This is a genomic window from Arthrobacter sp. zg-Y916, assembly GCF_020907385.1.
GTDB lineage: Bacteria > Actinomycetota > Actinomycetes > Actinomycetales > Micrococcaceae > Arthrobacter_B > Arthrobacter_B caoxuetaonis.
In genome coordinates, this window is sequence record NZ_JAJJOD010000001.1 from 1,101,577 (window position 1) to 1,111,297 (window position 9,721).

Below are 9,721 nucleotides of genomic sequence, written 5' to 3' on the forward strand. Positions count from 1 at the left end.
TGCGGCTCCTTCTCTGCTTCCGGTACGGCGGCGTGGCGCCGGGATTGTCAGTGTGCTTTGTATCTTTGCAGATCCAACGGACAAAACGCGAGGCGGCGTCCAATGGACACCGCCCCGCGCTTGCCGCAGATGCGGCTAGTCTGCTGCCAGTCCGGCCACGGGGGACAGGCGCGCTGCCCGCCGCGCCGGAAGCAGCGAGGCCCCCAGTCCGGCCACCAGGGCCACCGCCAGCACACCGCCCAGCTGTGCCCAAGGCAGGACCGGAGCCACATCGGCGAAGGCACCAAGCGCGGACTGGGCACCCAGCCATCCGTACACCGCGCCGAGTCCGATCCCGAACAACGCGGCGACACCCGCGATCAGCACGGCTTCCAGCGCCAGCATCCCGCGCAGCTGGCGTTTAGTCAGTCCCAGGGCCCGCAGCAGGGAGGATTCCCGGGTGCGTTCCAGCACAGAGAGGGAAAGGGTGTTGGCCACGCCCACCAGGGCAATAACGACGGCGACTCCCAGCAGTCCCGTGACCACCATGAGGAGGACATCGATCACCTGCTCGTAGGCGGCCCGCTCGATGACGGAACCCATGATCTGGTATTCCTCAATGTTCAGTGCCTCGGCAAGCGCCGACTGGAGTTCCAGGATCTGCGAGGTGTTCAGGCCATCGGCAACGGCAAGCCACAGCAGCGGCTGCGGCTGGAAGCGCTCCGGTGTCTGCTGCTCCGGCACACCGCCCAGCGTCCGGGCCGTCTCGGCTGAGACGAGGGCGGGGAAGGAACGGCTCGACGAAGTCACTACGTCCAATTCCACGTCCCCGGCGGCTCCCCGCACTGTGACGGTTTGTGCCTCTGTTCCCTGGGGCATCATGATGGCACCGTCCACCGGGACCATGGAGGCATCCAGCAGGACGGAGCTGTCAGCGGCATCAAGGGAATAGACGGGGGTTTCTTCCCCGTCGCTGCCCAACAGCCCGGCGAGCGGCAGGAACGCTGCCTGTTCCACGTTCTCCACCGCGGCAGCGGCAGCCGCGTCGTTTCCGGTGAACGGCGACTCAACGGGTATGGCTCCGCGGACGGTCACGTCCACTGGGAACTCGCCGGCGAGTGTGTCGTCGAAGGCGCTCCTGGCGGTGGCGGCACCTGTCATCATCATGACTACGAGCGTGACGCCGATCAGCAGGGCCGAGGCGGTCGCGGACGTCCGCTGCGGGTTCCGCACTGCGTTGACGGCTGCCAGCTTGCCTGGAACACCCAAGGGTGAGGCCAGGAAACCAACAGCGCGGACCAGCGGCGGGATGAAAAGCGTGGAGCACATCAGGATTCCGACGAAGCTGAGGATTCCTCCGGGAAGCGCGATGATCAGGTCCCCGTCGGTGGCGCCCAAGGCCAGCAGTGCAGCGCCGGACGCAATCAGCAGCAGCCCGGAAACCAGCCGGACGCGTCCCCTGCGGGTACCGGCGCGGACGTCCTCGGCCGGGCGCAGGGCGGCCAGCGGAGCGACGGCGGTAGCAGCGCGGGCAGGCACCAGTGCAGCAAGGACAGTGAGGATGACGCCGGCAGCGAAGCCTGCGGCAACTGCCGACGGCGGAACGGAGAGGGTAGCGAAACCGCTTTCCGGAAGGGTCTGCAGGTAAGCGACGATTCCGCCCACCAGGGCCACCGCCGCCAGCACACCGGCGACGGAGGACACGATCCCCACCAGCAGTGCTTCGACGAGCACGGAACGGCGGATCTGTGACCGGCCGGCGCCGATGCACCTCAGCAGGGCCAGCTCGCGGGTGCGCTGGGCCACCAGCACCGAGAAAGTGTTCGAAACGACCAGGGCGCAGACCAGCAGGGCGACCGCTGCGAAGGCAAGCAGGATAACGGTCAGGCTGTCCTGGCCGTCGGTGAGGCCGGCCATAAGCTCGGTGGTTTCTTCCTCAACGGTCCGCACCGAAACGGAGCTGATGCCCGCACCGGCAAGTGCGTCGGAGAGGGAGGATTGTACGGAAGCGCCGGAGGCGTCGTCGCCGAGGGCAAGCAGGATCCTGCTGTAGCCGCGCTCGGCGTCAGCGTACTCGAGGACCGTTGTGTCCACTGCGTACAGCTGTGCCGCCCCCGTCATTGACGGGTCCACGGAGGACTCAACCAGTGCTGTCACAGTCAGTTCCGCTTCGGGGGCATCTTCCGCGGGATCCATGGTTGCGGCCACCGGCAGCACCGAGCCGAGGGTGATACCCCGGCGGTCGGCGGTCTGCTGGTCAACCGCCACGTCACCGGCCTGTGCCGGCAAGCTGCCCTGCACGACGCCGACCGGGAGCAGGGAAGCGTCAGCCGGGATGTTCGACAGCTGCGCATAGGAGGTACCGTTCCCGTCACGGACGCTTACCGAAGCATCCCGGACCGCGTAGGCATCAGCAACTCCGTCCGTATTGCGGGCCAGGTCTGCGATCCTGTCGTCCAGGACGGGGAACGATTCGGCTACCTCGTCCCAATTCGCGGAGACCACCAGGTCTGCGTTCCGAAAGGACTGCCCAACGCTCTGGGTCAGGGACGCTTTCGAGGAGGAGTTGATGATCAATGTGGCGGTGAGGAAGCCGACGGCGATCGTCACGGCCACGGCGACGGCGATGAACCGGCGCGCGTTCAGGCGCACCTGCGCCAGGGCTACCTGCAGCACGGCTTACGCCCCCAGCTTTGTGAGGGCTGCCAGTACGCTCTCGGGTGTGGGCTGGGAGAGTTCGCCTACCAGCTCGCCGTCGTTCATCAGGACCACGCGGTCTGCATAGGATGCGGCCACGGGATCGTGGGTCACCATGATGATGCTCTGTCCCATTTCACGGGAGGAACGGCGCAGCAGGGAAAGCACCTCGGCACCCGAGCGGGAATCGAGGTTGCCGGTGGGCTCGTCCGCGAACACCACGTGTGGGCGGGTCAGCAGGGCCCGCGCCACGGCCACGCGCTGCTGCTGGCCGCCGGAGAGCTCATGCGGCCGGTGCGCGAGGCGGCCCTCGAGACCGAGCGTACGGGTGATTTCCTGCAGCCAGGCGGCATCCGTTTTTCCATTGGCCAGGGCGACGGGAAGGGTGATGTTCTGCTCGGCAGTGAGCGTGGGGACCAGGTTGAAGGACTGGAAGACAAAGCCGACGCTCTCGCGGCGCAGGCGGGTGACCTCCGCGTCCTTGAGGGACGTGATCTCCGTGCCGCCAATCCAGATCTGGCCTGAGTCAGCTGAGTCCAGGCCGGCCAGGCAATGCATCAGCGTGGACTTGCCGGAGCCGGAGGGGCCCATGATGGCGGTGAAGGTCCCGGTTTGAAAGCTCACATCGACGTTGCGCAGCGCGTGGACGGCGGTGTCGCCTTTTCCGTAGGTCTTGTTCAGTGCCAGCGCGGCGGCGGCAGCCGTGGAGCTGCCGGGGCCGGGAACAGCGGAATGCTCAGTAAGGGTTGTCATGCCTGCAACGCTACGGCCCGGGGTCATGCACCCGCATCGGAGAACGGGCGGGTTATTCCAGCCGCAGTCTCATCCCGTGGGTGGAAGGGAACCCGCCAGCCGGTAGGACTCAAGCAGCAGTTCCTGGAGTTCGTCCCTGTCCACGTGCGCCAGCCGGGCCAGGATCAGCTGCGGGGACCGGTTGTGGTGCGGGGTCCAGTAGTAGGTTTCCGGGTTCATCGCAGCCAGGGCCTCACGTTCCCCGGTCTTGACGGTGAGCACGCCGTCTTCCCACATCCTGGCCATTAGCGTGCGGGCGAACCACGCCGGCTGGTTCCAGCTCCGGCGTTCAGTGACGCCCGGCAGGGACAGGCAGAAGGAACGGACGTCGTTCACCGAAGCCATGGGCCACCTCCTGGGTTATGGTGCGACGATACCGGTCTCGTAGGCGATAACAACAGCCTGCACGCGGTCCCTGGCTCCCAGTTTCGCCAGGATGTGTCCGACGTGCGTCTTGACCGTCGCTTCGGAAAGGAACAGCTTGGCGGCAATTTCCGGATTGGACAGTCCGCCGGCAATGAGCGTGAACACCTCGCGCTCGCGGGGAGTCAGCGTTTCCACGCTTGCCGCGTGCCGGCTGACCTCGGGAGTGGGTTCGCGCAGCATGGGTGCCACATGGTCCAGCAGGCGGCGGGTGGTCGACGGCGCTATCACCGCATCTCCGCGGTAAACAGTCCGGATAGCCTCCAGCAGTTCCTCCGGCGGGGCATCCTTCAGCAGGAAGCCGCTGGCACCGGCCCGGATAGCGGAGAGGGCGTACTCGTCCAGGTCGAAGGTTGTCAGGACGACGACCTTGACCGGAGTTTCACCGTCGCCCCGGCCGCTTCGTTCCAGGATGCGTTCGGTGGCCTCGATCCCGTTCAACCCGGGCATGCGCACATCCATCAGGACGACGTCGGCGCTCACCTGTCCCAGGATCCGGACGGCTTCTGCGCCGTCCCCGGCTTCTGCCACCACGGTGAGGTCCGGCTGGGAGTTGACCAGCATCTTGAAGCCGCCGCGGACCAACTGCTGGTCATCGACCAGGGCGACCCGAATAGGAACTGCTTCCCCGTCTCCGGGGGAGGGGGTGCTCATGTATCAAGCCTCCGTGTAGGGAATGAATGCGGCGACGCGGAAGCCGCCTCCGGGTACGGGGGAGGCCTCCAACGTTCCATCGTAGAGGGCCAGGCGCTCGCGCATTCCGTTGATGCCCTGTCCGGGGCCGGGGGTCTGCGAGGCCAATCCATCAGGGAGGCTGGAAGCGGCTGCGGGGGACTGGTCGGCTCCGGCACCGCGGCCGTCGTCCTGGACTGTCAGTGCCAGGCCGCGGGGCGTCCATTCGAGATCCATCCATGCCCGGGCCTGGGGGCCGGCATGCTTGAGCACGTTGGTCAGGGATTCCTGCATCACGCGGTAGGCCGTCAGCTCAGCGCCTGCCGGCAGCGCCCGGCGCATGGAACCGGCCGTCCTGACCTGTACGTCCAGTCCGGCGCGCTTGACGCCTTCCACCAGATCACCGACGTCCGCGAGGGTAGGCAGCGGGCGGGTGGAGGAATGCTCATCCCCCCGCAGGACCCCCAGCAGGCGCCGCATCTCCCGGAGCGAACCGCGCCCGGTCTCGGCGATGGTGCCCAGCGTCGAGACCGCGATGTCCGGGTTCGCTGCGCTCGCATACCTGGCGCCGTCGGCCTGCGTGATGATCACCGAGAGGGAGTGCGCCACGATGTCGTGCATTTCCCGGGCGATGTGTGTGCGCTCGTCCGCTGCTGCCAGGTCCCGTTCCTGCTGCCGCTCTACTTCCAGGCGCCGGGCCCGGTCGCGAAGGGACTCCATGGCCAGGCGGCGGGTGCGCGCCAGGTCGCCCAGCGTCCAGCAGACCAGCACGATCGCTTCGATGGAGACGATGCCAACCAGATAGACCGCTATGGCTGTCCCGCCCAGCTGCATGGTCAGGGCGCCGCCCTGCAGCGAGGGCAGGAAGAAGTACTGGAGGACAAAAAGCACACCGCCGACCATGGCCAGCAGCAGGCCTGCCAGACTGGCCCATCGCGGTGCGTAGGCGGCCAGCGCGTACACCATGGGCAGGACGAAGATGTCCGCAAACAGCCCGGTGACCGGGACCGCGGGGAGCTGGATCAGGCACGCAGCGGCCTGTACGGCAGCTGCCGGCACGGGGCGGGTGCGCCGCCAGGCGAGAGGCATGGTGATGGCTGCGGAGAGGGCAAACTCGACCAGCGAGCCGGAGCCGCCGAGCAGGAACGGAAAGGCGAAAACCAAGGTGGCCAGAACTGCACCGGCCAGATCCACTTTGAACGGGTTGGCCTGCATCCAGGCATAGATTCGTTGGTGCAGGAGCATGAACAACAACTTTAGGGGGTGCCGGTGCGCCTTGGCCTCATGCCGTGGGTTGAAGTCGGGGGCCGCCCCCTGCGCCCAGGAACGGTGCGAGCCCATCCGCCTCGCCCTGTTGCGCACCGCACCTGGACGGACGGCGCGGACGGTGTCACGCCGTCGTGCGTCTCATTATGTGATACGCCTTGACCGCTATATGGACGCAGTTCCTAGAATTGGCGTATGAGCGAAGAAGCGTCGAAGGTTATTTCCCTGGCCGTCATTCCCGGTGACGGGATTGGTCCTGAGGTTACTGCCGAGGCCGTCAAGGTCCTCAAGGCAGTGACGCAGGACGGACCCGCCCGGTTCGAGCTGACGGAGTACCAGCTCGGCGCCGAACACTGGCTCCGGACGGGCGAAACCCTTCCCGATGAAACTCTCGAGGCGCTCAAGGGCCACGACGCGATCCTCTTCGGAGCGGTCGGCGCTGCCCCCGGAGACACGCAGATGCCCTCCGGCCTGATTGAGCGCGAGATGCTGCTGAAGCTGCGGTTCAGCCTCGACCACTTCGTGAACCTGCGCCCGTCCAAGCGGTACCCGGGGGTTGCCAGCCCGCTCGCCAACCCCGGCGATATCGATTTCATCGTGGTCCGTGAAGGCACCGAGGGTCCCTACGTCGGCAACGGCGGATCCCTGCGCACCGGAACCGAACACGAAATTGCCACTGAGGTATCCCTGAATACCGCCCACGGCGTCGAGCGCGTGGTGCGCGACGCGTTCCGGCGCGCCAGCGAACGCCCGCGGAAGAAGCTCACCCTGGTACACAAGCACAATGTCCTGGTCTACGCGGGCAGCCTCTGGAAGCGCACCTTCGAGTCCGTTGCGGCGGACTTCCCGGACGTCGAGACCGACTACCTCCACGTCGACGCCGCCACCATCTTCCTGACCACCAACCCGTCCCGGTTCGACGTGATCGTCACGGATAACCTGTTCGGTGACATCATCACCGACCTCGCCGCCGCCGTCACCGGCGGAATCGGCCTGGCTGCCTCCGGCAACATCAATATGGAGGGGACCTTCCCGTCCATGTTCGAACCGGTCCACGGCTCCGCCCCGGACATTGCTGGCCAGCAGAAGGCCGATCCGACCGCTGCCATCCTTTCCGCAGCCCTGATGCTGCACCACCTCGGGTTCGACGCCGAAGCCGAGCGGGTGGAGCAGGCGGTAGAGTCCGACGTCGCGTCCCGGGCAGGAAATACGCGCACCACCGCGGAAATCGGCGATGCGATCGCCGCAGCTGTGTCATAAGCTCAACAGTGACCCGATCAATAGGAACGTCGAACGGCACGGCCGTTCACCGTGGAGGAATAATGTCTGTCAGCGCTCTGGAGTTCACCCAGAAGCTATCCGCCCAGCCCAAGTCCGAAGAGGAGCGCTCAGCGGTCCTGGCGGATCCGGGATTCGGAAACCACTTCACGGACCACACCGCCGTCATTGACTACCGGGCGGATGATACCGGCGTTGGTGCCTGGGAGAACGCGCGCATTGAGCCGTACGGCCCCATCGTCATGGACCCGGCCGCAGCTGTCCTGCACTACGGCCAGGAAATCTTCGAAGGGCTGAAGGCCTACCGCCACGCTGACGGTTCCATCTGGACGTTCCGCCCCGAGGCCAACGCTGCACGCCTGAACGCTTCGGCCCGGCGCCTTGCCCTTCCGGAACTGCCGGAGGAACTGTTCCTGGAGTCCATCAGCCAGCTGGCCGCGGTTGACCGGGAATGGGTTCCCTCCGGTGACGGGGAGTCGCTGTACCTGCGCCCCTTCATGATCGCCACGGAACCCTTCCTGGGCGTCCGCCCCGCACGCGAGGTGTCGTACCGGGTCATCGCCTCGCCTGCCGGAAACTACTTCGGCGGCGAGCTGAAGCCCGTCTCGATCTGGCTTTCCACCAAGTACGCCCGCGCCGGCCGCGGCGGAACCGGCGAAGCCAAGTGCGGCGGCAACTATGCGGCATCGCTGATCGCCCAGATGGAAGGCGAGGCCCACGGCTGCAAACAGGTGCTCTTCCTGGACGAATTCAACGACAACGCAGTTGAAGAGCTCGGCGGCATGAACGTGTTCTTCGTGTTCAAGGACGGCCGGCTGGTTACCCCGGCGCTCTCGGGCACCATCCTCCACGGGGTGACCCGGGACTCGGTCCTGCAGCTCGGCCGTGACCGGGGCCTGCAGGTCGAAGAACGCAAGATCACTCTCGATGAATGGCGCGACGGCGTCGCCTCCGGCGAAATCACTGAGGTCTTTGCCTGCGGTACTGCCGCAGTCATCACGCCCGTGGGCGAACTGAAGTCCGAGACGGAGACCATCGGCTCCCCGGAGGCCGTTGCAGGCGACGTGACCATGAGCATCCGCCAGGAACTCCTGGGTATCCAGACCGGCGCCGTGGAGGACACCCGCGGCTGGCTGACCCGGCTTGCCTAGGATGGCGGCTTCGGCTCAGCCGGCGCCGGGCGAAATCGTGCGCAGCACACCGCTTGCCCGGTACCGGCTGGCCGACAACCCCGGGCCCATGAGCCTGGACGGCACCAAGAGCTACATCATCGCGGCGGTCGAGGGCGGATCCACTGTGGTTGTTGACCCGGGACCCGCGGATGAGTTGCACCTCTCGGCTCTGGCCGCGTCCGGAGACGTTGAGCTGGTGCTGATTACGCACCGGCATCCCGACCACACCGCAGGTGCCCAGCGGTTCCATGAACTGACCGGCGCACCGGTGCGGGCGGCAGACCCTGCGTTCTGCTTCGGCGGCGAGCCGCTGCGCGACGGTGAGGCAATTCAGGCCGGCGGTACCAGGATCCAGGTCCTTGCTACACCCGGACACACTTCCGACTCGGTGTGCTTCTTCCTTCCGGAAGACGGCACCAACGGTTCCGTCCTGACAGGGGACACCATCCTGGGACGCGGCACCACTGTTCTGGATTACCCGGACGGTACCCTGCAGGACTTTATGGCCAGCCTGGAGAAGCTGGGCACGCTGGGCCCGGCTGCAGTCCTGCCGGCGCACGGAGCCGACCTGGAAAACCTGGAGTCCGTCGTCCTGACGTACCGGGACCACCGGGATGAACGCCTGGCCCAGATCCGGGCTGCGCTCGAGGACCTTGGCGCCGATGCCTCCGTGCAGGAAGTCACCGACGCTGTCTATGCGGATGTACCCGCAGCGGTGAGGGGCGCAGCAGAGCTTTCAGTCGCCGCACAGCTGGAGTATCTGCGCGTTGCCGGCTGAGCGGGAGGCATGTGATCACCGGCACCGCTGCAGAACTTGCATCGAGGGGCGCTGCACTCCCTAAAATGGATTATCGCTTCCACGGAAGAACGGGGAACCCGGGACCGGGGGAGCGCACATCAGGGCAACCGGAGCCGTGCAGGGAAACACATTCCTGCCAGGTTGCGGGAACTGCCCGGGGTGTGTAAAGTAGAGCGAGTTGCCACCGACCGGAAATGGTCGGAACGGAAACAAAACCCACACAAATCAGCCGGAAAATAATCCGGATGCTTTCGTGTGGTTCGGAGTGATGGTTTGACCGGTTCGAAACGATTTCCACGGAAATCCGCCGAATTGCTAAAACCGGATCGATGAAATAGAATTATGAAACACCGCAGCGATGCGAAAAGAAAAAGAATCAACCGGAAACGGAAATGGTTTTTCTGAGTAGGCCGGATGCGCCTGTTGTTTGAGAACTCAATAGTGTGCCAAGTTTATTGATACCAATTATTTTGATTGGTTGAACTGGCTGTTCGGCCCACCCCGTGGGCTGGAGCAGCTTTTTTAGCTGGTTTCGAATTTAGTGCATGACTGTGCAGCCAATTTTCCTTGGCTCCGGTTGTGTGTCTGTAACACATTTACGGAGAGTTTGATCCTGGCTCAGGATGAACGCTGGCGGCGTGCT

The 9,721-nt window shown here is 65.5% G+C and carries 8 protein-coding genes; 3 read left to right on the plus strand and 5 right to left on the minus strand.

Features of this window, described 5'->3' with window-relative positions:
* Positions 1 to 135: 135 nt before the first annotated feature.
* The 5 genes from LOC59_RS05220 to LOC59_RS05240 form a co-directional block, all read right to left on the minus strand.
* Complete coding sequence (locus LOC59_RS05220; protein ID WP_229970821.1) at positions 136 to 2,655, minus strand: ABC transporter permease; 2,520 nt, start codon at positions 2,653 to 2,655, stop codon at positions 136 to 138.
* Between the two features lie 3 nt (positions 2,656 to 2,658).
* Entirely contained in the window at positions 2,659 to 3,429 is a 771-nt protein-coding gene (locus LOC59_RS05225; protein ID WP_227894736.1) for an ABC transporter ATP-binding protein, read from the minus strand.
* A 69-nt stretch (positions 3,430 to 3,498) separates the two neighbouring features.
* Positions 3,499 to 3,813, minus strand: a complete 315-nt coding sequence (locus LOC59_RS05230) for an MmcQ/YjbR family DNA-binding protein (RefSeq protein WP_227915305.1) — start codon at positions 3,811 to 3,813, stop codon at positions 3,499 to 3,501.
* Between the two features lie 15 nt (positions 3,814 to 3,828).
* Positions 3,829 to 4,545 carry a response regulator gene (locus LOC59_RS05235; RefSeq protein ID WP_227894738.1) on the minus strand — a complete coding sequence of 239 codons (717 nt, stop codon included), beginning with the start codon at positions 4,543 to 4,545 and terminating at the stop codon, positions 3,829 to 3,831.
* Between the two features lie 3 nt (positions 4,546 to 4,548).
* A complete protein-coding gene (locus LOC59_RS05240; protein WP_229970823.1) occupies positions 4,549 to 5,808 on the minus strand; it encodes a sensor histidine kinase in 1,260 nt (419 codons plus the stop codon).
* 216 nt (positions 5,809 to 6,024) lie between these two features.
* On the opposite strand from LOC59_RS05240, the gene LOC59_RS05245 reads away from it, so the two are divergent.
* The 3 genes from LOC59_RS05245 (at position 6,025) to LOC59_RS05255 (ending at position 9,057) form a co-directional block, all read left to right on the plus strand.
* Entirely contained in the window at positions 6,025 to 7,089 is a 1,065-nt protein-coding gene (locus tag LOC59_RS05245) for a 3-isopropylmalate dehydrogenase (protein ID WP_229970825.1), read from the plus strand.
* Positions 7,090 to 7,151: 62 nt separating this feature from the next.
* Positions 7,152 to 8,258 (plus strand): branched-chain amino acid aminotransferase, encoded by a 1,107-nt coding sequence (locus LOC59_RS05250; RefSeq protein WP_227894741.1) that lies wholly within the window; start codon positions 7,152 to 7,154, stop codon positions 8,256 to 8,258.
* A gap of 1 nt (position 8,259) precedes the next feature.
* A complete protein-coding gene (locus LOC59_RS05255) occupies positions 8,260 to 9,057 on the plus strand; it encodes an MBL fold metallo-hydrolase (RefSeq protein WP_227894742.1) in 798 nt (265 codons plus the stop codon).
* The last annotated feature ends 664 nt before the right edge of the window (positions 9,058 to 9,721 follow it).

Bases quoted from the DNA above. Each gene is read 5' to 3' on its own strand.
- LOC59_RS05225 (WP_227894736.1), bottom strand. From the start codon at position 3,429: ATGACAACCCTTACTGAGCATTCCGCTGTTCCCGGCCCCGGCAGCTCC.
- LOC59_RS05230 (WP_227915305.1), bottom strand. From the start codon at position 3,813: ATGGCTTCGGTGAACGACGTCCGTTCCTTCTGCCTGTCCCTGCCGGGC.
- LOC59_RS05235 (WP_227894738.1), bottom strand. From the start codon at position 4,545: ATGAGCACCCCCTCCCCCGGAGACGGGGAAGCAGTTCCTATTCGGGTC.
- LOC59_RS05240 (WP_229970823.1), bottom strand. From the start codon at position 5,808: ATGCTCCTGCACCAACGAATCTATGCCTGGATGCAGGCCAACCCGTTC.
- LOC59_RS05245 (WP_229970825.1), top strand. From the start codon at position 6,025: ATGAGCGAAGAAGCGTCGAAGGTTATTTCCCTGGCCGTCATTCCCGGT.
- LOC59_RS05250 (WP_227894741.1), top strand. From the start codon at position 7,152: ATGTCTGTCAGCGCTCTGGAGTTCACCCAGAAGCTATCCGCCCAGCCC.
- LOC59_RS05255 (WP_227894742.1), top strand. From the start codon at position 8,260: ATGGCGGCTTCGGCTCAGCCGGCGCCGGGCGAAATCGTGCGCAGCACA.